General features: G+C 73.0%; 25 protein-coding genes. 17 read left to right on the top strand and 8 right to left on the bottom strand.

Features of this window, described 5'->3' with window-relative positions; all coding sequences use genetic code 11:
- The first annotated feature begins 57 nt into the window (after positions 1-57).
- Together ACIGYR_RS00690 and ACIGYR_RS00685 are read left to right on the top strand one after the other, a co-directional pair.
- A complete protein-coding gene (locus tag ACIGYR_RS00690) occupies positions 58-642 on the top strand; it encodes a TetR/AcrR family transcriptional regulator (protein ID WP_391841309.1) in 585 nt (194 codons plus the stop codon).
- Complete coding sequence (locus ACIGYR_RS00685) at positions 635-1,351, top strand: alpha/beta fold hydrolase (RefSeq protein WP_399605470.1); 717 nt, start codon at positions 635-637, stop codon at positions 1,349-1,351. Before ACIGYR_RS00690 ends, ACIGYR_RS00685 begins: the two co-directional genes overlap by 8 nt.
- Here ACIGYR_RS00685 and ACIGYR_RS00680 read toward each other — a convergent pair.
- Both ACIGYR_RS00680 and ACIGYR_RS00675 read right to left on the bottom strand, forming a co-directional pair.
- Positions 1,285-2,094, bottom strand: coding sequence for an isocitrate lyase/phosphoenolpyruvate mutase family protein (locus ACIGYR_RS00680; protein ID WP_399605472.1), 810 nt, complete (start codon positions 2,092-2,094; stop codon positions 1,285-1,287). The two genes, ACIGYR_RS00685 and ACIGYR_RS00680, sit on opposite strands and share 67 nt — an antisense overlap.
- Positions 2,095-2,197: 103 nt before the next feature.
- Positions 2,198-4,099 carry a DUF2264 domain-containing protein gene (locus ACIGYR_RS00675; protein WP_399605741.1) on the bottom strand — a complete coding sequence of 634 codons (1,902 nt, stop codon included), beginning with the start codon at positions 4,097-4,099 and terminating at the stop codon, positions 2,198-2,200.
- Positions 4,100-4,106: 7 nt separating this feature from the next.
- Here ACIGYR_RS00675 and ACIGYR_RS00670 point away from each other — a divergent pair, with 7 nt between their 5' ends.
- Positions 4,107-4,361, top strand: coding sequence for a hypothetical protein (locus ACIGYR_RS00670; protein ID WP_399605474.1), 255 nt, complete (start codon positions 4,107-4,109; stop codon positions 4,359-4,361).
- A gap of 9 nt (positions 4,362-4,370) precedes the next feature.
- Positions 4,371-5,291, top strand: coding sequence for a homocysteine S-methyltransferase (gene mmuM, locus ACIGYR_RS00665; protein WP_399605476.1), 921 nt, complete (start codon positions 4,371-4,373; stop codon positions 5,289-5,291).
- 230 nt (positions 5,292-5,521) lie between these two features.
- Here the strand turns inward: mmuM and ACIGYR_RS00660 are convergent, their stop codons facing one another.
- Entirely contained in the window at positions 5,522-7,090 is a 1,569-nt protein-coding gene (locus ACIGYR_RS00660) for a carboxylesterase/lipase family protein (protein ID WP_399605478.1), read from the bottom strand.
- 418 nt (positions 7,091-7,508) lie between these two features.
- Between ACIGYR_RS00660 and ACIGYR_RS00655 the strand changes: the two genes are divergently transcribed.
- Positions 7,509-7,712, top strand: a complete 204-nt coding sequence (locus tag ACIGYR_RS00655; protein WP_399605480.1) for a hypothetical protein — start codon at positions 7,509-7,511, stop codon at positions 7,710-7,712.
- Positions 7,713-7,791: 79 nt separating this feature from the next.
- On the opposite strand, the gene ACIGYR_RS00650 is transcribed toward ACIGYR_RS00655, so the two are convergent.
- The 4 genes from ACIGYR_RS00650 to ACIGYR_RS00635 all read right to left on the bottom strand — a co-directional run bounded on the left by ACIGYR_RS00650 (position 7,792) and on the right by ACIGYR_RS00635 (position 10,400).
- The gene (locus tag ACIGYR_RS00650; RefSeq protein ID WP_399605482.1) at positions 7,792-8,070 is read right to left on the bottom strand and encodes a hypothetical protein; all 279 of its coding nucleotides are present in this window, start codon (positions 8,068-8,070) and stop codon (positions 7,792-7,794) included.
- The gene (locus tag ACIGYR_RS00645; RefSeq protein ID WP_399605484.1) at positions 8,067-8,930 is read right to left on the bottom strand and encodes an oxaloacetate decarboxylase; all 864 of its coding nucleotides are present in this window, start codon (positions 8,928-8,930) and stop codon (positions 8,067-8,069) included. Before ACIGYR_RS00645 ends, ACIGYR_RS00650 begins: the two co-directional genes overlap by 4 nt.
- Positions 8,931-9,089: 159 nt before the next feature.
- Positions 9,090-9,800, bottom strand: coding sequence for a ThuA domain-containing protein (locus ACIGYR_RS00640; protein WP_399605486.1), 711 nt, complete (start codon positions 9,798-9,800; stop codon positions 9,090-9,092).
- 6 nt (positions 9,801-9,806) lie between these two features.
- The gene (locus ACIGYR_RS00635) at positions 9,807-10,400 is read right to left on the bottom strand and encodes a membrane lipoprotein (RefSeq protein ID WP_399605488.1); all 594 of its coding nucleotides are present in this window, start codon (positions 10,398-10,400) and stop codon (positions 9,807-9,809) included.
- Positions 10,401-10,664: 264 nt separating this feature from the next.
- Between ACIGYR_RS00635 and ACIGYR_RS00630 the strand changes: the two genes are divergently transcribed.
- Positions 10,665-11,525, top strand: a complete 861-nt coding sequence (locus ACIGYR_RS00630; RefSeq protein WP_399605490.1) for a DUF817 domain-containing protein — start codon at positions 10,665-10,667, stop codon at positions 11,523-11,525.
- A gap of 626 nt (positions 11,526-12,151) precedes the next feature.
- Here ACIGYR_RS00630 and ACIGYR_RS00625 read toward each other — a convergent pair.
- Positions 12,152-13,351, bottom strand: coding sequence for a YihY/virulence factor BrkB family protein (locus ACIGYR_RS00625; protein ID WP_391841290.1), 1,200 nt, complete (start codon positions 13,349-13,351; stop codon positions 12,152-12,154).
- Between the two features lie 177 nt (positions 13,352-13,528).
- Here ACIGYR_RS00625 and ACIGYR_RS00620 point away from each other — a divergent pair, with 177 nt between their 5' ends.
- The 11 genes from ACIGYR_RS00620 to ACIGYR_RS00570 all read left to right on the top strand — a co-directional run bounded on the left by ACIGYR_RS00620 (position 13,529) and on the right by ACIGYR_RS00570 (position 24,932).
- Positions 13,529-15,163, top strand: a complete 1,635-nt coding sequence (locus ACIGYR_RS00620; RefSeq protein ID WP_399605492.1) for an acyl-CoA dehydrogenase family protein — start codon at positions 13,529-13,531, stop codon at positions 15,161-15,163.
- Positions 15,164-15,732: 569 nt separating this feature from the next.
- Positions 15,733-17,022 (top strand): GAF domain-containing protein, encoded by a 1,290-nt coding sequence (locus tag ACIGYR_RS00615; RefSeq protein WP_399605494.1) that lies wholly within the window; start codon positions 15,733-15,735, stop codon positions 17,020-17,022.
- 186 nt (positions 17,023-17,208) lie between these two features.
- On the top strand, positions 17,209-18,543 hold the full coding sequence (locus tag ACIGYR_RS00610; protein WP_399605496.1) for a hypothetical protein: 1,335 nt from the start codon (positions 17,209-17,211) through the stop codon (positions 18,541-18,543).
- A gap of 60 nt (positions 18,544-18,603) precedes the next feature.
- A complete protein-coding gene (locus tag ACIGYR_RS00605) occupies positions 18,604-19,176 on the top strand; it encodes a GNAT family N-acetyltransferase (RefSeq protein ID WP_399605498.1) in 573 nt (190 codons plus the stop codon).
- 127 nt (positions 19,177-19,303) lie between these two features.
- Complete coding sequence (locus tag ACIGYR_RS00600) at positions 19,304-19,387, top strand: putative leader peptide (protein ID WP_309486338.1); 84 nt, start codon at positions 19,304-19,306, stop codon at positions 19,385-19,387.
- A gap of 126 nt (positions 19,388-19,513) precedes the next feature.
- Positions 19,514-21,211: a nitrite/sulfite reductase gene (locus ACIGYR_RS00595; protein ID WP_399605500.1), complete on the top strand. Its 1,698-nt coding sequence runs from the start codon at positions 19,514-19,516 to the stop codon at positions 21,209-21,211.
- Entirely contained in the window at positions 21,208-21,390 is a 183-nt protein-coding gene (locus ACIGYR_RS00590) for a hypothetical protein (protein WP_391841278.1), read from the top strand. Before ACIGYR_RS00595 ends, ACIGYR_RS00590 begins: the two co-directional genes overlap by 4 nt.
- Positions 21,387-22,100 carry a phosphoadenylyl-sulfate reductase gene (locus ACIGYR_RS00585; RefSeq protein ID WP_399605503.1) on the top strand — a complete coding sequence of 238 codons (714 nt, stop codon included), beginning with the start codon at positions 21,387-21,389 and terminating at the stop codon, positions 22,098-22,100. The genes ACIGYR_RS00590 and ACIGYR_RS00585 overlap by 4 nt, the downstream gene beginning before the upstream one ends.
- A 26-nt stretch (positions 22,101-22,126) precedes the next feature.
- A complete protein-coding gene (gene cysC / locus ACIGYR_RS00580; RefSeq protein ID WP_399605505.1) occupies positions 22,127-22,663 on the top strand; it encodes an adenylyl-sulfate kinase in 537 nt (178 codons plus the stop codon).
- A complete protein-coding gene (gene cysD, locus ACIGYR_RS00575; RefSeq protein ID WP_391841272.1) occupies positions 22,660-23,595 on the top strand; it encodes a sulfate adenylyltransferase subunit CysD in 936 nt (311 codons plus the stop codon). Before cysC ends, cysD begins: the two co-directional genes overlap by 4 nt.
- A 2-nt stretch (positions 23,596-23,597) precedes the next feature.
- Complete coding sequence (locus ACIGYR_RS00570) at positions 23,598-24,932, top strand: sulfate adenylyltransferase subunit 1 (protein WP_391841270.1); 1,335 nt, start codon at positions 23,598-23,600, stop codon at positions 24,930-24,932.
- Positions 24,933-24,989: the final 57 nt, after the last annotated feature.

Genomic DNA, 24,989 nt, shown 5'->3' with positions numbered 1-24,989 from the left:
CCGCCCACCTACCTAGATGCTCTAGGATTGCACCTAGACATCCAAGGAGGTGGGCGTGTGGCCCGGGCGGGACTCAGCACGGAACGGCTGGTGGCGGCCGCCGCCGAGCTGGCGGACGAGGTCGGCTTCGACAGCATCAGCGTCTCCGCGCTGGCCCGCCGCTTCGGGGTCAAGGACGCGAGCCTGTACTCGCACGTCCGCAACCTCCAGGACCTGCGCACCCGGCTGGCGCTGCACGCGGGCGGCGAGCTGATCGACCGGATCGCGGCGGCCGTGGCCGGGCGGGCGGGCAAGCAGGCACTGGCGGCGTTCGCGGGCGCCTACCGGGAGTACGCCCTGGAGCACCCGGGCCGGTACGCCGCCACCCAGATCCGCATCGACCAGGCCCTGATCGCGGACTCCCCCGCACTGCGCCGCACGGCGGAGATCACTTACGGCATGCTGCGCGCCTACGGCCTGGCGGAACCGGACCTCACGGACGCGGTGCGCCTGCTGCGCAGCACGTTCCACGGGTACTGCGTGCTGGAGGGCGCGGGCGGCTTCGGCGCGGACCGGGACGTGCGGGCCTCCTGGGACAAGGCGGTCGACGCCCTGCACATCACCCTCGAACACTGGCCCCGGGAGCAGAAGAGCGATGACTGACCCGCTGCACTACGACGTGACGGGCCGCGGTCCCGTCCTGCTGCTCCTGCCGGGCGGAGCCGGGCATCCGATGGGCCTCGGGCCGCTGACCGCACGGCTGGCGACCCGCTTCACCGTGGTGACGTACGACCCGCTGGGCCTCGCGCACGGCCGGCTGGGCAGGCCGGTCGCCGAGCAGCGGGTGGCGGACTGGAGCGAGGGCGCGCGGCGGGTGCTGGACGCGGTGCTGCCGGACGGTGAGTCGGCGTACCTGTTCGGCACCAGCTCCGGTGGCATCGCCGCCCTGGACCTGCTGGCCCGGCACCCCGAGCGGGTGGCGCACGGGGTCGCGCACGAACCGCCGTGCGTCACGGTCCTGCCGCACGGGGCGACACGCCGGACCGAGCTGATCGACCAGCTGGACGGGGCCGAACGCCCGCCCGCCGAGGGCGGGTCGGCCACTGCGTTCGGCGTCTTCCTGGCTCGTGTCCTGCGCCCGTTCAGCGCGTACGCGCCCGCCGTCGCCCCGCCTCCCGGCCGGCTCACGGTCGGCTTCGGCGCCGACTCCCGCGGTCAGCTCCTGCACCGCACGGCCGAGCTGCTCGCCGAGCGGCTGGGGAGCGCCTGCGTCGCCTTCCCGGGCGGGCATCTCGGCACGCTGGATCACCCGGTGGAGTTCGCCGACCTGCTCACCGAGACGCTGCGTTCGAGTGCCGCGACGTCGGCGTAGGACGGGGTCGTACCGCTCGGGGCGCGCCCGGCCGAGATGTCGGCCACCGCGTCCAGGGCCGCGCCGAGCGCCCGCCGGTACAGCAGCGAGCCGAGGCTGACGCGACGCACGCCGAGGTCGGCGAGGCGGGCGAACGTGGGACCGGCGGGCGAGTACAGCACGTTGAGGGGGACATCGGTGTGCCGGACGAGGGCGGCGATGCGCTCCGGGTCGTCCACACCCGGCACGAAGACCCCGTCGGCGCCCGCTTCCTGGTAGGCGTCGAGCCGGCGCAGGGTGTCCTTCTCGTCGCCGTCACCCGCCCAGTAGGTGTCCGTGCGGGCGTTGACGAACAGGCCCGGTACGGCCGCCTTCACGGCCGCGATCTTCGCCGCGTGCCGGCCGGCCGGGCACAGGCCGTCCTCCAGGTTGATACCGACGGCACCGCCGGCCCACAACTCCCGTGCCAGTTCAGCGACTTCGTCCGGGTCCTCGCTGAAGCCGTCCTCGGCGTCGACCGAGAGGAGATAGGGCCCGGAGCCGAGGGTGAGGGCGAGACGAACGGTGTGCTCGCGGGTCGCGGCCTCCCCGTCGGGCAGGCCGACGGCCGCCGCCACCGCCAGGCTCGTCGTGGCGATCGCCGGGAACCCCCGGGCCGCGAGGGCGGCGGCCGAGGCGTGGTCCCAGGCGTTGGGCAGCAGCAGCGGCTCTCCCGGGCGGTGGTGGAGGCCGGTGAAGGTGAGGAAGGCGGACTCTGCGGTCATACGGCCACGCTAGCGTCGGCTCGGTTCGGCGCCCGCCGAACCGTGCGCGGTGGCCCGCGCCCCCGCGCCCTCGCGGGCCTGCACGCCTGTCACCCCTCCTCCGTCAAGCCGCCGCGTGCGGGGTCACCGACCACGACGAGCCCGCGGACCGGCCGGCCGACGCCGTGAAGCGGAAGGCGGCGTCGGGGCCCGCGGCCCAGCTCACCCGCACCTCGTAGCCCACCCGGGCGTCGTCGGTCCTCCGCACCGTGATGCCCACCAGATCCGTCAGGGGCAGGGGGTCCGGCTCCCCGGTGAGCCGGGCGAGCACCACGAAGAGCGTGGCCGCACCGCCCCCGGTCACCCCGGTCAGCCCGATCGACAGGCCCGCACCCGGGGCCAGTTCGCCCCGCACACCGTCCCCGGGCTCCGCCGACAGGCCCGCACCCGGGGCGAGTTCGGCCACCACGCCGACCCCCGGTTCCGCCGACAGGCCCGCACCCGGGGCGAGTTCGGCCCGCACACCGTCCCCCAGAACCGCCGACAGGCCCGTGACCGGGACGAGTTCGGCTCGCACGCCGTCCGTGGCGGGCCAGCCCGTCACCCGTACCGGGGTTCCGGGGGACGCGCCCGCCACCAGATGGGCCCGCACTTCCACGGCGCCCCGGACGGCCACCAGGGTGGTGACGGTGATGCCGGCGCGCACGGTGTGCCGGGAGGCGATCCAGCTCTCGCCCGTGCCGAGCGGCTCGATCCCCGTACGGTGCGGATCACCGCCGACGATCACGCTGTTGTCGTACGACGGCAGGGGCGCGGTGGCGGTCGAGTAGGCGAGCCGGGTGTAGTAGGGGTCGTACCGGACGTCCTCGCTGCCGTGGTTGTGCAGCCGGACCAGGCCGTCGGAACGGGTGGTCTGGAGCAGCCAGTTGGGGGCGGGCATCGGGTGTGCCGCGTCGGCGCGGTCGGCCGGTGCCGGTTCCTCCGGTGCCGTCCACACCTCGTGCCCGGGCGGCAGCAGCAGGCCGAGGAAGCCCTTGCTCGCCCAGTACGGGGAGGCGGGACCCGAGTAGCTCTGCACGAGCGAGGTGTCGGGACCGAGCCAGCCGAGCGGCAGCAGGCCCCGCTCGTCGACCGCGCCGCCGTCGAGGAAGTACCGCAGGGCTCCGGAGGCCAGGCGCCGCGTCTCACCCGCCGGCAGGGGCGTGTGTCCGGTCAGCGCGCCGAGCCAGAGCGGGGCCGCGGTCGCGAACCGGTAGGTCAGGGAGCGGCCCTGGTACAGCGGGGCGCCGTCGCCGCCGAAGAGCCGGGCGTAGTCCGCGAGGTGACGCGACAGCCGTCGGCCGTACGCGTCGAGCAGTTCGCCGTCGTCCGCCAGCCAGGCGTGCAGGACCGTGTACAGATGCATGGCCCAGCCGTTGTAGTAGTCGAACTTGCGGCCGTCGCCGTCGGTGTACCAGCCGTCGCCGACGTACCAGCCCTCGATCCGCTCCAGCCCGCGGTCGATCGCCTTGCGGGCGGCTTCCTCGCGGTGGCCGATCTCCGCGAGGAAGCCGCCGACGGTGACCGGGAACAGCTCCCAGTTGCACGGCCAGGGCTCGGCGGTGAGCGCGTCCGCCAGCCAGGCGGCGGTCCGCTGGCGCACCGCGTCGTCCAGGCGGTCCCACAGCAGCGGCCGGGTCAGCCGCAGGGCGAGCGCGACCGAGGCGGCCTCGACCAGTGGCTGGCTGCGGTCGGTGATCCGCGGCCAGACACCGCCGGGACCGGCCGCGAGGCCCTCGGCGTAACGGCCGAGCACGGTCTCGTCGCGGCGGAACGCGGCCAGCAGCAGCGTGCGGGCGTACCCTTCCAGACCGTCGGACAGACGCCCGGAGTGACTCACCCGGTCGCCGGGCAGGTGGTAGAGGGCGCGGTCAGGGGTGGCGTACGGCTCGACGGCGGCGAGCAGGGCGTCGGCCGCGGCCTCCCAGTGGGTTCGGGTGTAGCCGGTGTACGGGCTCGACGCGCGGTCGTCGGCGGGCAGTTCGATCACGGCGGTGGCCGTCCTTCCTCACGGGACCCGGGGCACCCCGGTGCCGGTCGGGGCGTCCGGGAGTTCATCCCACCCGTACCTCGCCCTCGGGCACCAGATGCGCGACGAGGGGGTCGTCGCGGACCAGGCCCGTGCGCGGCGGAGCCGCCCCACTCCGCGCGCGGACCGGGGCGGCTCGGGAACGACGGCCTTCCCCGGTGCGGGCGTGCCGGTCGACGTGACCGCCCCGCCGGCCCGGCGTGCCTGCCGCTTCGACTAGCGTCGTCGCATGACCAGCGACACCTCTCCCAGCCTCGCCGACGCCCTCGCCGCCGGGACGGTCGTGCTCGACGGCGGCATGTCCAACCAGCTGGAGTCGGCCGGGCATGATCTGAGCGACGGTCTGTGGTCGGCGCGGCTGCTCGCCGAGCTGCCCGAGGCGGTCACCGAAGCCCATCTCGCCTACTTCCTCGCGGGCGCGAGCGTGGCGATCACCGCCAGCTACCAGGCCACGTTCGAGGGCTTCGGGAAGCGCGGCATCGGCCGTGCGGAAGCCGCGCGGCTGCTCGCCCGCAGTGTGGAGCTGGCCCGCGAGGCGGCCCGGCAGGCGGCGGACAGGGGCGTCGACCGCCCGCTGTGGGTGGCGGCCTCGGTCGGGCCGTACGGGGCGATGCTCGCGGACGGCTCCGAGTACCGGGGCCGGTACGGACTGAGTGTGGCCGAGCTGGAGCGGTTCCACCGGCCCCGGATCGAGGCGCTGGCCGCCGCGGCGCCGGACGTGCTGGCACTGGAGACCGTCCCCGACACCGACGAGGCCGTCGCGCTGCTGCGGGCGGTGCGCGGGCTGGGGGTGCCGGCCTGGCTGTCGTACACGGTCGACGGCCGGCGGACGCGGGCGGGGCAACCGCTGGAGGAGGCGTTCGCTCTCGCCGCCGATGCGGACGAGGTCATCGCCGTCGGTGTGAACTGCTGCGCGCCCGAAGACGTCGAGCCCGCGGTGGAGATCGCGGCCCGGGTGACCGGCCGACCGGTCGTGGCCTACCCCAACAGCGGCGAGGGCTGGGACGCGCAGGCACGCGCCTGGCGGGGGCGTACGACGTTCAGCGCCGCGCAGGTCGCCGCGTGGCGGCGGGCGGGGGCGCGGCTGATCGGGGGGTGCTGCCGGGTGGGGCCGGAGGGAATCGCCGCGGTGGCGGGGCTGCTCGACTAGCGCCGGTCGGTCGTCGGGGGCGCCCCGCTCCGGCCGCGCCGCGCTCGCGGGACTGCTCGACCAACGCCGGTCCATCGTCGGGGGCGCCCCGCTCCGGCCGCGCCGCGCCGCGCTGGCGGGGCTGCTCGACCAACGCCGGTCCATCGTCGGGGGCGCTCCGCTGCGGCGGCCCCGGATCCCGCGCGGGGCGCGAGCCGGCGCCGTCGTACTGGCGTGCCCGTCCGGTCGGCTCAGCGGCGCAGGGTTCCCATCGACCGGCGCAGCCGGCGCATGGCGGCGCCGAGTTCGGCGCCCGGAGCGCGGGGTACGGCCGTCCGCGGGACCTCCGGCGGGGTGGACGCGGTCGACCACAGGGCGACCTCCGCATCCCGTGGACCGTATGCGGTGTCCGGAACGCCGTCGTCGAAGATCCGTACCGGATGACGGGCGTCCCACGCCGCCCAGCCGGGGGCCCCGTGCGTCACGAACCGTACCCAGGCGGCGTGCATCGCGTCGCACAGTTCCTGCGGGGCGCCCTCACCGGCCAGCTTCTTCGCCTCGGCTACGTCCCCGGTCCCGAAGACGAATCCCAGCTCCAGCGCGTGGCAGGCGCCGAGGCCGGGCAGGCGGGACGGCCACGCGAACTCGTACACGTAGGAGCCGCCGGGGCGGGCGTCGGCGAGCCGGTGCAGGGGCACCCGCAGCAGGTGGTCGGTGACCATCTGGCCGACGATCTCGGCGGTCCCGGCGTCGGGGTGCAGGGCCCGGTAGCCGCGCGGGATGTCGTGGCCCGCGTGGCAGCGGACCGTGGCCGCGGCCAGGGCTACGGCGCCGAGCCGGTCGATGCGCTCCACCAGCCCGCCGGGCACCAGCCACAGCCGGTACTCGTCCCGGGTCCAGCCCATGAGCAGTTCGACGTCCCGGGCGGCGGCGCCTTCGGTCAGCGCCTTCAGCGGGTCGCGGGGCACGAGGTCACCGTCCACGACGATGTGGAACCCGGGTCCGCCCAGCACCGGGCTGCTGAGGCGGCCGGCCTCGGCCTGGGTGCGCAGCAGCGCTTCGCGGTCGACGCCGGCGAACGCCTCGGCGGTGGCGGGGATCTTCAGCCGGGTGGCCATCCGGCGCACCATCCGCCGTACCTTGTCGCGGTCCGAGACCTCGGGCGCGCCGCTCTGCAGCACCGCCCGCCGGATCAGGCCCTGCGTCCGGGGTGCGGCGAGCAGGGCGCCCGCGCTGATGGCGCCGGCCGACTGGCCGCACAGCGTGATCCGGTCGGGGTCGCCGCCGAAGGCCGCGACCGTCTCGTGCACCCAGCACAGTGCGGCGAACTGGTCACGCAGCCCGGGGTTCGGGGGCGCGTCCGGGAACAGGCCGAAGCCCTCGACTCCCAGTCGGTAGTTGACCGAGACACAGACGACCCCGTCACGGGCGAAGGCGGCGCCGTCGTACACGGGCACCGCGGAGGAGCCCCTGGTCAGAGCGCCACCGTGCAGCCAGACCAGCACCGGCAGCCGGGCGCCCGGCCCCGGCTCGGGGGTCCATACGTTGAGGTTGAGACAGTCGTCGCCGGGGACGACGGGGTCGGACAGGTACGGGGCGAACGCCTCGGAGTACGCCGGTTTCGGCGCGGTGGGCCCGAAGGCGCCGGCGTCCCTCACCCCGTCCCAGGGCTCGGGCGGGCGGGGCGGGCGGAACCGCAGGGGGCCGAACGGCGGGGCGGCGTACGGGATGCCCCGGAAGACCGCGATCCCCCGCTCGTACCGGCCGCGCACGGCTCCGTGAGGCGTGCGCACCACGGGGCCCGTCCGGTCCGCCGTCATCGCCCACCAGCCCTTCGCCTCGCGCGTGCTGTGCTCATTTCAGAGCACCACACCGCCCGGAGGTATTCCGGTGCACAGCCCCCGGCTGTGGGCCGTTCGGTGTACATCAGGGGTGCCGGACCCGGGCCGGGAGCCGTGCGGTGGGCTTCGGCCGCCTGCCCGAGGCGCGCTGTGTCACGCCCCGCACCGTCCCCCGGCCGTCAGCGGAGAGGGCGGCGATGCCACCGTGCGCCGGTGCGGGTGACGCACGGCGACCGGCCCGAGGGCGCGCCGACCGAGGTGCCGGCGCGGCCGGTACGACGCGCGAGTACGGCCCCGCCCCCGGCGTCCGGCCCCGCGCCGCGGCCAACTGCGTGACGCGCACGGCGGGTTCGGGCGGCGGAGGGTGACCACGCGCGCGCAAGATCGTTCGCCGGGCATGAAGCACACCACGCGTACCGCCGCGGCCCTCGCCGTGGCCGCAGTCGCCCTGGTCACCGCCTACGGCACGGCACACGCCGCCTGCCACACCCTCGCTCCCGGACAGCAGCGCGCCACCGTGACCTCGCCCTCCGACGAGCACGATCCGAAGGAGGATGTCGAGGTCGACGAGAACGGCCGCCCCGACCTCAGCGAGGACTGAGATCCGGGGACCGGCAGCACCATGACGGCCGGGCACCTCCCGCACGGGGTGCCCGGCCGTCGTCCCGTTCCGTTGTCCCTCAGTCCCCCTCGTCCCGGCCGGCGGCGGCGAGGGCCTCCACCACGTCCACGGCGCTGCCGTCGTGGTCGCTGCCGGCGGTGCCGCCGCTGCCGGCCTGCGCGTTGGCCGTGCGGTCCACCTCGAGGAACGAGTCGGTCTCCGAATTGTCGGTTCCCGTACGGGAGTTGTCGATCACGGTGATCAGGCTGCCGGAGGCGACCGCGGGCGCCGCGGCGGCTGAGAGGAGCGCGGCGGCGACCGCCGTGGCGATGCCCAGCCGGGGCACGGCACGACTCACACGCCCACGCCCTCGGGGGTGAGCCGGTCGCGGGCGATGTTGCGCTCCAGCAGAGTGGTGGACGCCTTGACGCCGACCCCGCTCGCGGGATCCACCTCCGGCAGCCGGCCGTCGGCCGCCTTCAGGCCGGTGAGCGCGGTGTCCATCGCCTCGTGCGCGGCGAACAGACAGGGGGTGCTGTAGATGGCGACATCCACGCCGAGGCCGGACAGTTCACCGAGGGACAGGCGGGGTGACTTGCCGCCGGCGATCTGGTTGAACAGCAGCGGCTTGTCGCCGACGACCTCCCGGATCCGCTTGATCCACTCGACGCTGCGCACCCCGTCGACCAGCACCACGTCGGCGTCGGTGGCGGCCAGCATCTCGGCGCGGTGCAGGATGTCGTGCTCGTCGGTGGCGTCCGTACGGGCCACGACGACCAGGTCCTTGCGGGTCTCCAGGACCTGGTGCAGCTTCTCCAGGTACTCCCCCAGCGGCAGCACCTGCTTGCCGTCGGCGTGGCCGCAGCGGCGGGGCCGCTTCTGGTCCTCGAGGATCACCCCGGAGGCGCCGATGCGCTCCAGCCCCTCGACGACGTGACAGGCGACCTCGGGGTCGACGTATCCGTCGTCGATGTCGACCAGCAGATGGTGGTGCGGGAAGGCCCCCCGCAGTCGCTGGACGAAGGCCACCATGTCCGGCCAGGCGATGAATCCGATGTCCGGCAGCCCGTAGTACGAGGCCGCGAAGCCGAAGCCCGATACGAACATCCCGTCGTAGTGCTTGGCCGCGATCGACGCCGAATACATGTCGTACACGCCGATCAGCGGTGTGGTCCCGGGCCCGGCGATGCGCTCGCGCAGCTTCTTACCGTAAGTCAAGGTCCGGCTCCTCCTGTGGGTGGGTGACGCGGTGCGGGGTCGACCCGACGCGTCTCGACGCCCTTTGCCAAGACAAGAGCATCTCTAGATAGTCACGTGACCTTCCCCCTACGCCAGCTTTACTCACCCCGATGGCGGAACCGGTTCACCGCAGAAACGTCACTTGTCGAGCCGGGACGCCCAGCCGAGCCCTCCGTTCAGGTGAGCCAGGAAGACCGGGTCGCGGTATGCGGCGGAGGCGTGGCCGAGTGCCGTGTAGAACACGCGTCCGCCTTGGGGGCTCCGCTCGCGGCACCAGGCCAGCGGATGGTCCGCGCCCATCCCGCCGCCGCCGTACGACGTCTCGTCGGCACGCAGCAGCACCCGGGTCCGGCCGCCCGGGGCGTGGTCGAAGTCGTACCACTCGTCGGTGAACTCCCACCCGGCCGGCAGGTGCCGGGTGGCGGGATGGCCGGGGTCCACGACGAGGGCACGACCCGGCTGGTGGGAGGGGTGCCGGGTGAAACGGGCGCCGAGCAGCTCGCCGTAGTACGGCCACCCGTACTCGGTGCAGGCCGCCGCGTGCACCCCGGCGAAGCCCCCGCCCGACGCGACATACCGCTCCAGCCGCTCGCGTCCGGCCGGGGTCAGCACGTCCCCGCTGGTGGAGAGGAAGACCAGGGCCGCGAACCCGTCCAGCGGCCGTTCCAGGTCGGCCGGGTCCTCGGTGTGCTCGACGGCGAACCGGCCGAGCGCCCGGACGGCGGCGACGGCGTCCGGGATGGAGTCGTGGCGGTAGTCGGCGGTGCGGGTGTAGAGGAGGAGACGAGGAGGCGTGCCGAGGGACTCCGGTCGGGCGGGCCGGCGCCGGTCCGCCGGGCGATCGTGCACGGCGGCTCAGCCACCCTCGCCCACACTGTTGTCGGGCGCTCCGTCGCCGTACGAGGGGAGGTCGCCGCGCGCCACCGGGGCCGTCGCCGTGGGGGCCGGCGGCAGGAGGCCGGCGAGTTCGGCCGGCGTGGGGCGGTGGACGGCGTCGGCGGCTGAGCGGATCACGGCGGGGGCCACCTTCTCCCCACTGATGCGCACCACTTGACCCTTGGCCGGCGCCAGACAGGCATACCCCTCGGGACAGCCGGCCGCGCTGCCCCGCTCTGCGTAGAGGTGCAGTACGGCACCGTTCTTCGCCCAGTACGCGACGGAGAAGCCGTCGTCACCGTTCACCCCGACGGACTGCTGCGCGAGCGTGAAGCCCGGCGCGTCGGTGACGTAGACGAGTTCCGGGGCGATACCCAACGCGCGCAACCGTGCGTCCAGTCCGGCTCGCCCGGGCACGGCGGACGCCGACTCCCGGACCTCACCGGCATCCGCCGTCTTCCCGGCGCCGGCACCCGTCTTGCCAGTGCCCCCGTCCGCCTTCTCGGTGCCGCACGCGGTGAGCAGTGCGGGGAGGAGCAGGAGCAGCGGCAGGGCGCGTACGGTACGGATCATCCGCCCATGGTGCCGCACGGACGTTCCACCGGGCGGTCTCGATCCCGTAACCCCGCGCGGGATGAACGCCGTTGCGCCTCTGCTGGACCGTCTCGTCCGCCCAGCACCGCCCCTCCCCCCGGACCACCGGATCCTGCGACGCCGTCCCGCGCACCGCGAGGCATTCTCCCCGGCCGTCAGGTCGGCCGGAGGGCGATCCACTCTTTGAACGTGTTCAATTATGCCTCTACGATCAGGGCCTCGCCGTCGCGCGAAGGAGGAGGCATGCGTCACCAGGAGAGGTCCGTCCCGAGAGGACTCCGGTACGGGCTCGGGCAACTGGTGCGGTTCGGGGTGGTCCAGGCCCGCGCCTGCGCCTTCGCCGTGGCACTGCTGGCCGGGATCGGCGCCTCCCGGCTGCTGCCGCCGCTGCCCGTGGCACGCTACGACCTGGTCCTGCTCTACGGCGTGCTGCTCACCTTCGTCGCCCACCGGGTGGGCTGGGAGACCCGCCGGGACACCGCGGTGATCGCCGTCTGTCATGTGGTGGGGCTGTTGTTCGAGCTGGTCAAGGTGCGCCTGGGGTCCTGGAGTTACCCGGAGGACGCCCTCACCAAGATCGCGGGAGTGCCGCTGTACGGAGGCTTCATGTACGCGGCGGTCGCCGGCTATGTGTGCCGGGCCCGGCGGCTGATGCGGCTGCGCTACACCCGCTACCGCGCCGCCGCCACCACCCTGGTGGCCGCCGCCGTCTACCTCAACTTCTTCACCCACCACTGGATACCGGACCTGCGCTGGCCGCTCGCGGTGGCCATGACCGCCGCGACCGCCGGCACCTGGGTGGGCTTCAGCGTCGGCGCGCACCGCTACCGCATGCCGCTGCCCGCCTCCTTCGTCCTGATCGGCTTCTTCCTGTGGGTCGCCGAGAACGCCGCGACCTATGCGGGCGCGTGGAGCTATCCGCAGCAGCTCGGCGGCTGGCAGCCGGTGCCGCTGGCCAAGTTCGGCGCCTGGTCCCTGCTGATCAGCGTGACCTTCGTCCTCGTCGAGCACCTCGCGGCGGACCGTCCCGGCCGCCGCACGCGCCGCCGCGCGGAACCGGGCCGGTGTCCGCCGCCGGTGTCCGACTCCTTCAGGACCGGCTGACCGCCCGCAGACCAGGGTCAGCACCCGCAGGCCCCGGCGGACCGCGGCGCCGTCCCGCCAGATCCTGGTCCGCGCGCGGGCCGCCCCGCCCCGGTGCGGTCGCCGGCTCAGCTGGAAGGCCAGCGGTCTGCCGGTGAACGCGGTGCCGAGGACCCGGCCGCCTGCCACGGCGGCGTCCCTGAACAGCATCACGCGCGGGCCGCCGCCGATCAGGGCCACCAGCGCGGCGGTGGCCGGCAGGACCGCGAAGAACAGGTCCACCCCTTCCCTCTCGGCTCTCCTCAGCTGTCCGCGTTCCGTCGGCCCGCCGGCTCCTCGACCCACCGACCCGCCGGCTCCTCGACCCACCGACCCGCCGGCTCCTCGTCCCGCCGGCTCCTCGCCCCATCGGCCCGTGAGCCCGTCAGCACCCCGGCCCGTCAGCACCTCGGCCCGTCGGGACCCCGGCCCGTCAGCACCTCGGCCCGTCGGGACCCCGGCCCGTCAGCACCTCGGCCCGTCGGGACCTCGGCCCGTCAGCCCAAGAGCCCGTCAGCACCCCGGCCCCGTCGGCTCTGCCCGTTCCTTCCGCGCTGCCTCGGCCGGAGGTCGCTGCGGCCGTCCGGGTGTACGAGTCGGCCGGACCGTCACTGCTCCGGGTGTGAGGGGTTCCCGTTGCTCCCGTGATGGCCGGTGGTCCCCTTGCCGCCGCTGCCCCCGGTGGCCTTGTGCGCATGGTGCGGGTTCTTCGCATGGGTGCGGAGGCGGGCCGTCACGTCCTCGGGGGGCAGGAAGCGGGACCAGCGTTCGGGGAACTCGGAGGGCATGTCGGGGTCGTCGGGGTCGGTCTCGCGGGCCGCCGCGGCGCGGGCGACGTACTCGGCGACCTGCGCCTCCCGCACCCGCTCGTTGGCCTCGCGCGCGGCGGCCGTGGCCGCGGCCGGCCAGACCCGGTCGATGGCCGCGTTCACCGCCGCGCCGACGAGCACGGCGAAGGCGGACACACCGATCCACAGCAGGACCGCGACGGCGGCGGCGAGGGAGCCGTAGATCGTGGCGCCCTCGATGGTGCTCGTGAGGTAGATGCGGAGCAGGAAACTGCCCAGGACCCACATGGCGAGGGCGACCAGGGCACCGGGCACGTCCTCGATCCACGGGGAGCGGACCGGCACCGAGACGTGGTACAGGGTGGTCAGGAAGACGATGGACAGGATGATCACGACCGGCCAGTACAGGACCTGCACGACCGTCTCCGACCAGGGCACGATCCGTACCACCGCGTCCGGCCCGGCCACCATCAGCGGCAACGCCACCGAGCCGATCAGCAGCGCCACGATGAACAGCAGGAACGCCATGATCCGGGTCTTGACGATGCCCCGGACGCCGTCGAGGCCGTACATGACGGTGATGGTGTCGATGAAGACGTTCACCGCGCGCGAGCCCGACCACAGGGCGAACAGGAACCCTATGGAGATGACGTCGGGCCGGCCGCCTTGCATCACGTCGTGCAGGATGGGCTCGGCGATCTCCTTGACGCCCTTGTCGGACAGCACCGTGCGGGATGCCTCCAGGAGGTTGGTCTCCAGGCTGTGGATGGTGTCGGCGCCGGTCCAGTCGTCGACGTACCCGAGCAGTCCGATCAGGCTCAGCAGCAGCGGCGGCACCGACAGCAGCGTGAAGAACGCCGCCTCGGCCGCCAGGCCCAGGATGCGGTACTCCATGCAGGAGTTGACGGTGTCCTTGAGCAACAGCCAGGCGGTCCTGCGCTTGGAGACGTTCCGGTAGAGGGCCCTGGCCCGGTGGAGCCGGCCGGCCGGCCGCTCGGGGGTATCACTTGCTGGCTGCACGACCCAAAGGTATCCGCAGCACGGGACCGCCCTCACCTTCCGGGGCCGATGACCGGTCCCGGCGGCCCCGGGGAACCGGTTCCGGCGCGCTTCGGGGAACCGGTTCCGGCCCGCTTCGGGGCGGTGCTGTGCCACTCTGGAGGCCATCACCACCGCCTTCCCGGGTAGGTTCCCCTCATGGCAGGCACCTCCACTCACACCGTGACGAACCAGCCGCCCCCGCTGGTCGGCTACGACGTCTTCACCGCCGACCGGGCGCTCGCCGAGGCCGTCGACCGTCACACCGGCCCGGACCTCCTGGACGAGGTGCGCGCGGAGCTGTCCGCGCTCGGCCGGGCCGCCGGTTCGGCACAGCTGGAGGAGTGGGCGGTGCAGGCGAACGAGCACCCGCCCCGGCTGCGCAGCCACGACAGGTACGGCCACCGGATCGACGAGGTCGAGTTCCACCCGGCCTGGCACCGGCTGCTCGGCAAGGGCGTCTCGGCCGGGCTGACCGGTGCCTGGACCCGGCCGTCCGGGCACGTGCGCCGGGCGGCCGGGTTCCTGGTCTGGACACAGGTCGAGGCCGGCACCTGCTGTCCGCTGTCGATGACGCACGCGGCCGTGCCCGCGCTGCGCGCCGACCCGGAGCTGGCCGCCGAGTGGGAGCCCCGGCTGACCTCCACGGTCTATGACCGGGAGCTGCGGCCCGCCGGTCAGAAGCCCGGTGCGCTGTTCGGCATGGGCATGACCGAGAAGCAGGGCGGCAGCGACGTCCGCGCCAACACCACCCAGGCACGGCCGCTCGCCGAGGCGGGCACGTATCTGCTGACCGGGCACAAGTGGTTCTGTTCGGCGCCGATGTCGGACGCGTTCCTGGTGCTCGCGCAGGCCCCGGGCGGGCTCACCTGCTTCCTGGTCCCGCGGGTCCTGCCCGACGGCGACCGCAACGTCTTCCTCATCCAGCGACTGAAGGACAAACTGGGCAACCGCTCCAACGCCTCCGCCGAGGTCGAGTTCGACGGCACCTGGGCGCGCCGGGTCGGCGAGGAGGGCCGCGGGGTGCGCACGATCATCGGGATGGTCTCCGCGACCCGGCTGGACTGCGCGCTCGGCTCGGCGGGGCTGATGCGGCAGGCGGTGGCCCGGGCGGTGCACCACTGCACCTACCGGGCGGCCTTCGGCGGGAAGCTGGCCGACAAACCGCTGATGCGCAACGTCCTCGCCGATCTCGCGCTGGAGTCGGAGGCGGCCACCGCGCTCGCGCTGCGGCTGGCCGCGGCCTGCGACGACGACGGCGAGCAGGAACGCGCCCTGCTGCGGCTCGCGGTGCCCGCCGCCAAGTACTGGATCGGCAAGCGGTGTGCGCCCGTGGCCGTGGAGTCCGCCGAGTGCCTGGGCGGCAACGGGTACGTCGAGGAGTCCGGCATGCCCCGGCTGGTGCGGGAGTCGCCGCTGAACTCCATCTGGGAGGGCGCCGGGAACGTGCAGGCACTGGATGTGCTCAGGGCGCTGCGGCGGGAGCCGGGCGCGCTGGACGCCTGCCTCACCGAGATCGGCCGGGCGCACGGTGCCGACCACCGGCTGGACCGGGCGGTGAAGGACCTGTTCACCGAGCTCGCCGACCTGGACGGCATCGAGGGACGGGCGCGGCGGCTGGTGGAGCGGCTCGCGCTGGTGCTTCAGGGCTCGTTGCTGGTGCGGCACGCCCCGTCGGAGGTCGCCGACGCGTTCTGCGCCTCCCGCCTGGGCGGCGACCACGGCGCGTCGTTCGGCACCCTGCCCACGGGCCTGGACCTGGAGTCGGTGGTGGATCGGGCGCGGCCCGCCTGAGGTACCGGGGGCACCGGGTCCTGACGTACTCGGGTGGCGCGGGGACGTTGAAAAGCGGCGTCGCCGTACCGGCGCGGGGCGACGTTGAAAGGCGGCGTCGCCGTACCGGCGCGGGGCGACGTTGACACGGAGCTTCGCCGTACCGGCGCGGCCCGTCACTCCGGACAGGCACGAACCGCGGAACGCCGGCCGTGGACGACCCGCGGAACATCCGGCCGTGCGCGACCCGCGGACGCCGGCGTCCCGGGGCCGTGCCCGCCGCCGCGAAGTCCGCCGAGGCGCCGGACGGCAGGGGGTGGTGCTGCGCCGACACGGCACCACCCCCACCGTCTGGGCCCGTTGAGCCCGCGGACGCGAAACGCGTCGTGGTCAAGTCTCAGCCACCTCCCGGCGGTTCACCAGGGTTGCAGGGGGTTGCAACTTATGGGGGCACATGCGCGGAGTCTGTGCCTCCGCCATGCCCGGAGCGGCACTATGAGAGGCACAGCCGGACCGGAAACCGCCGCCCGGACGGCTTGACAAGTGTGTTCGGCGCCCTTTCCGGGAGGATCACCGTGGGGAACCCGCCGATGAACGTGGCCCGCCTGGCCACCGTGGACGCGGCGCAGGCGGCGCGGATGCTGACCGAGATGCGCGAGGCCACGCTCGCCGGACAACGTGCGCGGATCGCGCCCCGGCCGGTGATCGAGCAGTCATGGGGGCGGATGCTGCGCAGTGGCGTCGACCCCGAACACGACCGCAGGTCGGGGCTGTTGCCCTCGGACGAGGTGTACCGCAGACGGAAGGAGTCACCGCTGCGACACGTGCTGCCGGTGCTGCGCGAGGGGCTTCTTTCGGTCGCGGACGTCGCCCAGCACATCATGGTCGTGGCGGACGCCGACGGGCGTGTGCTGTGGCGGGAGGGGGCGCCTCCGGTGCTGCGCAGGGCCGACGGGCTCGGCTTCGAACTCGGCGCGGACTGGCGGGAAGACGTCGTCGGCACGAACGGGGTGGGCACTCCGGCAGTGGTACGGCGGCCCGTTCAGGTGTTCGCCGCCGAGCACTTCGTGCGGTCGCAGACCTCGTGGACCTGTTCGGGCGCCCCGATCACCGACCCACGGGACGGCCGGCTGCTCGGTGTGGTGGATGTCAGCGGCCCGCTGGAGACCATGCATCCGGCCACCCTCGCCTGGGTGGACTCGGTGGCCAAACTGGCCGAGTCCCGGCTGCGGGAGCTGCACCTGGCCTCGCTGGAGCAGTTGCGGGCGGTGGCGGCGCCGGTGCTGGCCCGGCTGGCCGGGCGAGCCGTGGTGGTGGACCAGAACGGCTGGGCGGCGACGATGACCGGGATGCCGTACGTGCGACGCGTGACGCTGCCCAAGGCGCTCCAGCCGGGCCGCCGGTGGCTGCCCTCACTCGGCTCGTGCACGGTGGAGCCGCTGGCCGGGGGCTGGCTGCTGCGCGCGGAGGACGAACCGCTCGCCACGCCCACGCGCCGGATCGTGCTGGACCTCTCCCGGCCGGCCCGCCGCACGGTGACAGTCACGGCCTCGACGGGCTCCTGGTCACGGGAACTCAGTCCACGGCATGCCGAGTTGCTGTTCCTGCTCGCCGAGCACCCCGCCGGGCACGGGGCGGCGGGGCTGGCCGAGGATCTGTTCGACGACCCCTCCAGGACCGTCACCGTGCGGGCGGAGATGTCCAGAATCCGGCGGTATCTCGGGGAACTTCTCCAGCATCGGCCGTATCGTTTCTCTGACGATACGGAAGTTGAAGTAATCGTTCCAGATGATCCTCGCGATCTGCTCCCCCAGTCGACGGCACCGGCGGTGGCCCGGAAACGGAACGCCATGCAGGACGGCCGGACCGGGGCGCGTTGAGCGCGGCCGGCCTGCGCCCCCGTCCCCGGCCGGCCCGGGTCGGGCCCGTACGTCTTCCGCCCATCTGCGGCGACCTGCCCCTGCCCGGCCCGTTCCTGCCGTAGCATCCCGTACGGGCCTCCCCACCTGCTCCTCGCGTCAACGTACGCACCGTGAGGCGCAGTTGGCCCGCCCTCTGGAGGAGAGATGAAGCATCGCGGCAGACACCGCAGGCGCAGACGGGGCGCGGCACTGCGCGCCGTCCTGACCGGGACCGCGCTGGCGCTCACCGCCGCCGCCACCCTGATCAGCGCGTCCCAGGCCGAGGTGACCGAGAGCCCCGGCGCGCTCAGGCCGCTGACCTCCTCGGCGGACACCGGCCGGCTGCGGCTCCAGGAGCACCTGGTCCCCGCCCGGACGCTGGACCGGCTCGCCACCGCGATGGGCCGTCCGGTCGGTGTGGACGCCGTGCTCCAGAGCGCCGACCGGGTCCTGCGTGAGGCCGCCGACTGCTCCGCCGGCGACCGGGCGTCCCTGCCCGTCGGCCCGGCCGCCGCCCACGCCTACTGCTGGGACCCGGCCGACACCGGCGACGACGCCTGGCGGCCGGCCTCGGTGACCACCTCCGGGGACGCCGATGACGACGGGGTCCGGGGCACCCACCAGGTCGTCCTGGCCGGCTGGACGCACAGCACCACCACCGGCCGCCCCGGCGAGCGGGGTCTCGCCCGGGTCGCCTTCGTCGACGCCGACGACCCCGCGCACCTCACCTACCGGTGGGCGCTGCTGGTGGTACCGGTCGACGGCGGCCGGGACTACCGGGGCCTGGCCTCCGGTGTCTCCGGCATGGTCTGGTACCGGAACAAGCTGCTGGTCACCACGACGGCCGGCAGCGCCGACGCGCTCTACGTCTACGACCTCGACCGCGTCCAGCGCACCACGGTCGCCGGAGCCGCGGTCGGCCGGGTGCCCGGCGGCTGGTCCGCCGACGGCTACGGCTATGTGCTGCCCGCGGTCGGCTCCTACCGCTTCTCCGCCGGCCGCTGCACCCCCTCCGGGCCGCCCTGTCCCGGCGCGCTCGCCGTGGACCGCGGTACGGCGCCAGGCAGTCTGGTGGCCGCGGAGTGGACCGCGCCGGGCGGGGACCGGCGCGCCCGGCTGTGGCGGTACGCGTTCGGCACCGATCCGGCGCGTCCCGGGCTGCTCGCCACGGATACCGCGGGGCGGGCGGACGCGGTGGAGGCGTACCGGACCCGGGCGGACGGGATCCGGGGTGTGCTGTCGTACCGGAGGGCCGGGGCGGACCGCCCGTCCTGGTATGTGGGACGACTGCCCGATGCGCGGGACGGCCACGGCCTGCTGTGGCGGCAGGACACCGCGGGCGCCCGGGCGGCCCGCTGCGGCGCCGACGCCTCGGACCGCTGCTGGGCCCAGCAAGCCGGCTCCCTCTCCTACCGGCAGGACACGGGCGACGTCTGGTCCCTCTCGGACCGCATGCTGTTCACCCTGCCCCTGGCCGCCCTCGACCACTCCCTGGACTGAGACCCCCGGCGTGACCCGGTCGATCGACAGACCGGGTGGCGGGATGGTTCCCTGGCCCGCATGAGCAGCGCCCCTGTCACCACCTGGTCCCTGGAGCAGACCTCCCCGGCCGATCTCCTGCCCGCCGCCGCCCCCGACGGCGATGTCCGGATCGTCCGCGCCGAGGTACCCTCCCCCGAGTTCAGCCGGTTCCTGTACACCTCGGTCGGCGGCGACATCCGCTGGACCGACCGGCTGGGCTGGACCTACGCGCGGTGGCAGGAGTACCTGGAGCGGTACGGCGTGGAGACCTGGGTGGCCTACGACCGGGGCACCCCGGCCGGCTATGTCGAGCTGGAGCCGCAGGACGAGGGCGTGGTGGAGATCGCCTACTTCGGCCTGGTCCCCGCCTTCCGCGGCCGGCGCATCGGCGGCCACCTGCTGTCGTACGGCACGGCCCGCGCCTGGGACCTGGCCGAGCGCCGTCCCGAGCGGACACCGACCAAGCGGGTGTGGCTGCACACGTGCAGCAAGGACGGCGAGCACGCGATGGCCAATTACCAGCGGCGGGGGTTCAAGCTGTTCGACACCAAGGTGGAGCTGGAGGCCGATACGACCCCGCCCGGGCCGTGGCCCGGGGCATACCCCGCCTGAACTGCCGGGACAAGCCTTCCGGCACGACATGTGAGCGACGACACCCTTGTTCCACATTTCGGGACAAGGATGTCCGCATGATGGATAAAGCTGGACTGTGTCCAGATCGCCGTGACACGCTTCCGTCATGTCTGGAACTGGAATTGCCTTGGTGAGTCGGCGGCACGTCGACCTCGGCCGCATGTCCAGCGCCATCTGTCCGGCGAGCTGACGCCCCAGCACCGCCGCGAACACTCGTTCCCCCATGCCCTTGCGCAATGACGCGCACGCCTGCCCGCGTGCGCGCATCTGTGCAGGTCAGTGTCGATTCCCACCGGGTCCCGAAGGACGTAGAACCATGGCCGCCACCCCACCGAACCCTGCCGCCTCCGCGCCCCGCCGCAAGGTGAGCCGTCACCGCGGCGAGGGCCAGTGGGCCGCCGGTCACTTCACGCCGCTCAACGGCAACGAGCAGTTCAAGAAGGATGACGACGGTCTCAATGTGCGGACACGCATTGAGACGATCTACTCCAAGCACGGTTTCGACTCGATCGACCCGAACGATCTGCGCGGCCGGATGCGCTGGTGGGGGCTGTACACCCAGCGCAAGCCCGGGATCGACGGCGGCAAGACCGCGATCCTGGAGCCGGAGGAGCTGGACGACGAGTACTTCATGCTGCGCGTCCGCATCGACGGCGGGGCGCTGACCACGCGGCAGCTGCGGGTGATCGGCGAGATCTCGCAGGAGTTCGCGCGCGGCACCGCGGACATCACCGACCGGCAGAACGTCCAGTACCACTGGATCCGGATCGAGGACGTGCCCGCGATCTGGGAGCGCCTGGAGGGCGTGGGCCTGTCCACGGTCACCGCGTGCGGTGACACCCCGCGTGTGATGATCGGCTCCCCGGTGGCGGGCATCGCCGAGGACGAGATCATCGACGCCACGCCGGCGCTGGAGGAGATGAAGCGCCGCGTCCTGAACAACAAGGCGTACTCGAACCTCCCCCGGAAGTTCAAGACGGCCATCTCGGGCTCGCCGCTGCTCGACGTCGTGCACGAGATCAACGACGTCGCGTTCGTCGGTGTACGGCACCCCGAGCACGGTCCGGGCTTCGACGTGTGGGTCGGCGGCGGCCTGTCCACCAACCCGAAGCTGGGCGTGCGGCTGGGCACCTGGGTGCCGATCGACGAGGTCCCGGACGTCTACGAGGGCGTCATCTCCATCTTCCGTGACTACGGTTACCGCCGGCTGCGCAACCGGGCCCGGCTGAAGTTCCTGGTCGCCGACTGGGGCGCGGAGAAGTTCCGGCAGGTGCTTCAGGACGAGTACCTGAAGCGCACGCTGGTCGACGGACCCGCCCCCGAGCAGCCGGTGCAGCAGTGGCGCGACCACATCGGAATGCACCGGCAGAAGGACGGCCGGTTCTACGTCGGTTTCGCGCCGCGGGTCGGCCGGGTCGACGGCGCCACGCTGACGAAGATCGCCGACCTCGCGGAGGCGCACGGCTCGGGCCGGGTCCGCACCACGGTCGAACAGAAGATGATCATCCTCGATGTCGAGCAGGACCAGGTCGACTCGCTGGTCGAGGGCCTGGAGGCGCTGGACCTCACCGCCCGGCCGTCCTCCTTCCGGCGCGGCACCATGGCCTGCACCGGCATCGAGTTCTGCAAGCTCGCCATCGTGGAGACCAAGCAGCGCGGTTCGCAGCTCATCGACGAACTGGAGCGCCGCCTGCCGGACTTCGACGAGCCCCTCACCATCAACCTCAACGGCTGCCCGAACGCCTGCGCCCGCATCCAGGTCGCTGACATCGGTCTCAAGGGCCAGCTGGTCCTCGACGACCAGGGCCGGCAGGTCGAGGGCTACCAGGTGCACCTCGGCGGCGCCCTCGGCCTGGAGCCGGGCTTCGGCCGCAAGGTGCGCGGTCTGAAGGTGACGTCGGACGAGCTGCCCGACTACATCGAGCGGGTGCTGAAGCGCTTCCAGGCGGAGCGCGAGGACGGCGAGCGGTTCGCGACCTGGGCCGCCCGTGCTCCCGAGGAGGCGCTGTCGTGAGCGAGCGCGCCGCGCCCTTCTACTGCCCCTACTGCGGCGACGAGGACCTGCGTCCGAACGAGCAGGGCCACGGCGCCTGGGAATGCGGGGCGTGCAACCGCGCCTTCCAGCTGAAGTTCCTCGGGTTGCTGACCCGGGGTCTGCAGCGAGCCGACGACGGAGGGGACGACCGGATATGACCACGGCTCAGGAACAGCAGCGTACGACCGATGAGTTGAGGGCGCTCGCCGAGCAGGCGGGCCGTGATCTGGAGGACGCCTCCGCGCTGGAGATCCTCCAGTGGGCGGTGGACACCTTCGGCAGCAAGTTCTGCGTCACGTCTTCCATGGAGGACGCCGTGGTCGCCCATCTGGCCTCGCGCGTGCTGAAGGGCGTGGACGTCGTCTTCCTGGACACCGGCTACCACTTCCCGGAGACCATCGGCACCCGGGACGCCGTGGAGGCCGTGATGGACGTGAACGTCATCACCCTCACGCCGAAGCGGACGGTCGCCGAGCAGGACGCGGAGCACGGCCCGAAGCTGCACGACCGCGACCCCGACCTGTGCTGCAAGCTGCGCAAGGTGCAGCCGCTGGAAGAGGGCCTGAAGGACTACCGGGCGTGGGCGACGGGCCTGCGCCGCGACGAGTCCCCGACCCGGGCGAACACCCCGGTCGTCGGCTGGGACGAGAAGCGGCAGAAGGTCAAGATCTCGCCGATCGCCCGCTGGACCCAGGACGACGTGGACGCGTACATCACCGAACACGGCGTGCTCACCAACCCGCTGCTGATGGACGGCTACGCCTCCGTCGGCTGTGCTCCGTGCACACGCAGGGTCCTGGAGGGCGAGGACGCGCGCGCCGGCCGCTGGGCGGGCCGCACGAAGACCGAGTGCGGGCTGCACGGATGACGAACGATCAGATTCAGGAGAATCACGTGACGACCGGAGCCACCGTCTGGCTCACGGGTCTGCCGAGCGCCGGCAAGACCACCATCGCGTACGAACTGGCGGGCCGGCTGCGTGCCGAGGGCCATCGTGTCGAGGTGCTCGACGGCGACGAGATCCGCGAGTTCGTCTCCGCGGGCCTCGGCTTCTCCCGCGAGGACCGGCACACCAACGTGCAGCGCATCGGCTTCGTCGCCGAGCTGCTGGCCCGCAACGGTGTCAAGGCGCTGGTGCCGGTGATCGCGCCCTACGCGGACAGCAGGGACGCGGTGCGCAAGCGGCACGAGGAGAACGCGACGCCGTACCTGGAGATCCATGTGGCGACCCCGGTGGAGGTGTGCAGCGTGCGTGATGTGAAGGGTCTGTACGCCAAGCAGGCCGCGGGCGAGCTGACCGGGCTCACCGGGGTCGACGACCCCTACCAGGAGCCGGAGACGCCCGATCTGCGGATCGAGTCGCAGCACCAGACGGTCCGGGAGTCCGCGGCGTCGGTGTACGCGCTGCTGAGCGAGAGGGGACTGGCATGACCACGGTCGCCAAGGTCGAGGACGGCACGGAGAGCCCGTACGCCCTGTCGCACCTGGACGCCCTCGAGTCCGAGGCGGTGCACATCTTCCGCGAGGTGGCGGGCGAGTTCGAGAACCCGGTGATCCTGTTCTCCGGTGGCAAGGACTCCATCGTCATGCTGCACCTCGCGCTGAAGGCGTTCGCCCCTGCCGCGATCCCCTTCTCCCTGCTGCATGTGGACACCGGACACAACTTCTCCGAGGTCCTTGAGTACCGGGACCGTGTGGCCGACACCCATGGGCTGCGCCTCCATGTGGCCTCCGTCCAGGACTACATCGACCGCGGTGTGCTCAAGGAACGCCCCGACGGCACCCGCAATCCGCTCCAGACGCTCCCGCTGACCGAGAAGATCCAGAGCGAGAAGTTCGACGCGGTGTTCGGTGGCGGCCGCCGCGACGAGGAGAAGGCCCGCGCCAAGGAACGCGTCTTCTCCCTGCGCGACGAGTTCTCCCAGTGGGACCCGCGCCGCCAGCGCCCCGAACTGTGGAACCTCTACAACGGACGCCACGCCCCCGGCGAGCACGTCCGCGTCTTCCCGCTGTCCAACTGGACCGAGCTGGACGTCTGGCAGTACATCGCCCGTGAGTCCATCGAGCTGCCCCAGATCTACTACGCCCACGAGCGCGAGGTGTTCCGGCGCGGCGGCATGTGGCTGACCGCCGGCGAGTGGGGCGGCCCGAAGGACGACGAGACCGTCGAGAAGCGGCAGGTGCGCTACCGCACCGTCGGCGACATGTCCTGCACCGGCGCCGTCGACTCCGACGCCGACACGATCGAGAAGGTCATCACCGAGATCGCCGCGTCCCGGCTGACCGAGCGCGGCGCCACCCGCGCCGACGACAAGCTCTCCGAGGCCGCGATGGAAGACCGCAAGCGCGAGGGGTACTTCTAAGCATGAGCACCACCACGACCGAGGCACTCTCGGCCACCACCCTGCTGCGGTTCGCCACCGCCGGCTCCGTCGACGACGGCAAGTCCACGCTCGTCGGACGGCTGCTGCACGACTCCAAGTCGGTGCTCACCGACCAGCTGGAGGCCGTCGAGCGCGTCTCCGCGAGCCGCGGCCAGGACGGCCCGGACCTCGCGCTGCTCACCGACGGCCTGCGCGCCGAGCGCGAGCAGGGCATCACCATCGACGTGGCCTACCGCTACTTCGCCACGCCCCGCCGCCGGTTCATCCTGGCCGACACGCCAGGACACGTGCAGTACACCCGCAACATGGTGACGGGCGCGTCCACGGCCGAACTGACGGTGATCCTGGTCGACGCCCGCAACGGTGTGGTCGAGCAGACGCGCCGGCACGCGGCCATCGCCGCCCTGCTGCGCGTCCCGCACGCCGTCCTCGCCGTCAACAAGATGGACCTCGTCGGGTACGACGAGAAGGTCTTCGCCGCGATCGCCGAGGAGTTCACGGCGTACGCGACCGACCTGGGCGTCCCCGAGGTCACCGCCATCCCGATCTCGGCGCTGGCCGGTGACAACGTGGTGGAGCCGTCCGCGAACATGGACTGGTACGGCGGTCCGACCGTGCTGGAGCACCTGGAGACCGTGCCGGTCAGCCATGACCTGGCGCACTGCCACGCGCGGCTGCCCGTGCAGTACGTGATCCGGCCGCAGACCTCCGAGCACCCGGACTACCGGGGTTACGCGGGCCAGATCGCGGCCGGCACGTTCCGGGTCGGCGAGGAGGTCACCGTTCTGCCGTCCGGGCGGACCACGAAGATCTCCGGCATCGACGTGCTCGGCGAGCCGGTCGACGCCGCATGGACGACGCAGTCGGTGACGCTCCTGCTGGAGGACGACATCGACGTCTCGCGCGGCGACCTGATCGTGCCGACGAAGGACGCCCCGGCCACCACGCAGGACGTGGAGGCGACCGTCTGCCATGTCGCCGACGCCCCGCTCACCGTCGGCCACCGGGTGCTGCTCAAGCACGGCACCCGCACGGTCAAGGGGATCGTGAAGGACATCCCGTCCCGGCTCACGCTGGACGACCTCTCCCTGCACCCCCACCCGGGACAGCTCGTCGCCAACGACATCGGCCGGGTGAAGATCCGTACCGCCGAGCCGCTGCCGGTCGACTCCTACGCCGACTCGCGCCGCACGGGCTCCTTCATCCTGATCGACCCCGCCGACGGCACCACGCTCACCGCGGGCATGGTCGGCGAGTCGTTCGCGTCCCCCGAGCCGGTCAAGGACGAGGCCGACGACGACGGGTGGGACTTCTGAACATGAACTCCACCGATTTCTACGCCACGTTCGCGAAGGAGGGCGGCCGCGTGGGCA

This window comes from Streptomyces sp. NPDC053076, assembly GCF_044546845.1.
Classification (GTDB): Bacteria; Actinomycetota; Actinomycetes; order Streptomycetales; family Streptomycetaceae; genus Streptomyces.
This window is presented reverse-complemented; position numbering and strand designations above follow the sequence as displayed.

What these genes read in the sequence shown, in the direction of transcription:
- ACIGYR_RS00685 (WP_399605470.1), top strand. Translation starts at nt 635, where the DNA reads ATGACTGACCCGCTGCACTACGACGTGACGGGCCGCGGTCCCGTCCTG.
- ACIGYR_RS00680 (WP_399605472.1), bottom strand. Translation starts at nt 2,094, where the DNA reads ATGACCGCAGAGTCCGCCTTCCTCACCTTCACCGGCCTCCACCACCGC.
- mmuM (WP_399605476.1), top strand. Translation starts at nt 4,371, where the DNA reads ATGACCAGCGACACCTCTCCCAGCCTCGCCGACGCCCTCGCCGCCGGG.
- ACIGYR_RS00660 (WP_399605478.1), bottom strand. Translation starts at nt 7,090, where the DNA reads ATGACGGCGGACCGGACGGGCCCCGTGGTGCGCACGCCTCACGGAGCC.
- ACIGYR_RS00655 (WP_399605480.1), top strand. Translation starts at nt 7,509, where the DNA reads ATGAAGCACACCACGCGTACCGCCGCGGCCCTCGCCGTGGCCGCAGTC.
- ACIGYR_RS00635 (WP_399605488.1), bottom strand. Translation starts at nt 10,400, where the DNA reads ATGATCCGTACCGTACGCGCCCTGCCGCTGCTCCTGCTCCTCCCCGCA.
- ACIGYR_RS00630 (WP_399605490.1), top strand. Translation starts at nt 10,665, where the DNA reads ATGCGTCACCAGGAGAGGTCCGTCCCGAGAGGACTCCGGTACGGGCTC.
- ACIGYR_RS00620 (WP_399605492.1), top strand. Translation starts at nt 13,529, where the DNA reads ATGGCAGGCACCTCCACTCACACCGTGACGAACCAGCCGCCCCCGCTG.
- ACIGYR_RS00615 (WP_399605494.1), top strand. Translation starts at nt 15,733, where the DNA reads ATGAACGTGGCCCGCCTGGCCACCGTGGACGCGGCGCAGGCGGCGCGG.
- ACIGYR_RS00610 (WP_399605496.1), top strand. Translation starts at nt 17,209, where the DNA reads ATGAAGCATCGCGGCAGACACCGCAGGCGCAGACGGGGCGCGGCACTG.
- ACIGYR_RS00605 (WP_399605498.1), top strand. Translation starts at nt 18,604, where the DNA reads ATGAGCAGCGCCCCTGTCACCACCTGGTCCCTGGAGCAGACCTCCCCG.
- ACIGYR_RS00600 (WP_309486338.1), top strand. Translation starts at nt 19,304, where the DNA reads ATGTCTGGAACTGGAATTGCCTTGGTGAGTCGGCGGCACGTCGACCTC.
- ACIGYR_RS00595 (WP_399605500.1), top strand. Translation starts at nt 19,514, where the DNA reads ATGGCCGCCACCCCACCGAACCCTGCCGCCTCCGCGCCCCGCCGCAAG.
- ACIGYR_RS00585 (WP_399605503.1), top strand. Translation starts at nt 21,387, where the DNA reads ATGACCACGGCTCAGGAACAGCAGCGTACGACCGATGAGTTGAGGGCG.
- cysD (WP_391841272.1), top strand. Translation starts at nt 22,660, where the DNA reads ATGACCACGGTCGCCAAGGTCGAGGACGGCACGGAGAGCCCGTACGCC.
- ACIGYR_RS00570 (WP_391841270.1), top strand. Translation starts at nt 23,598, where the DNA reads ATGAGCACCACCACGACCGAGGCACTCTCGGCCACCACCCTGCTGCGG.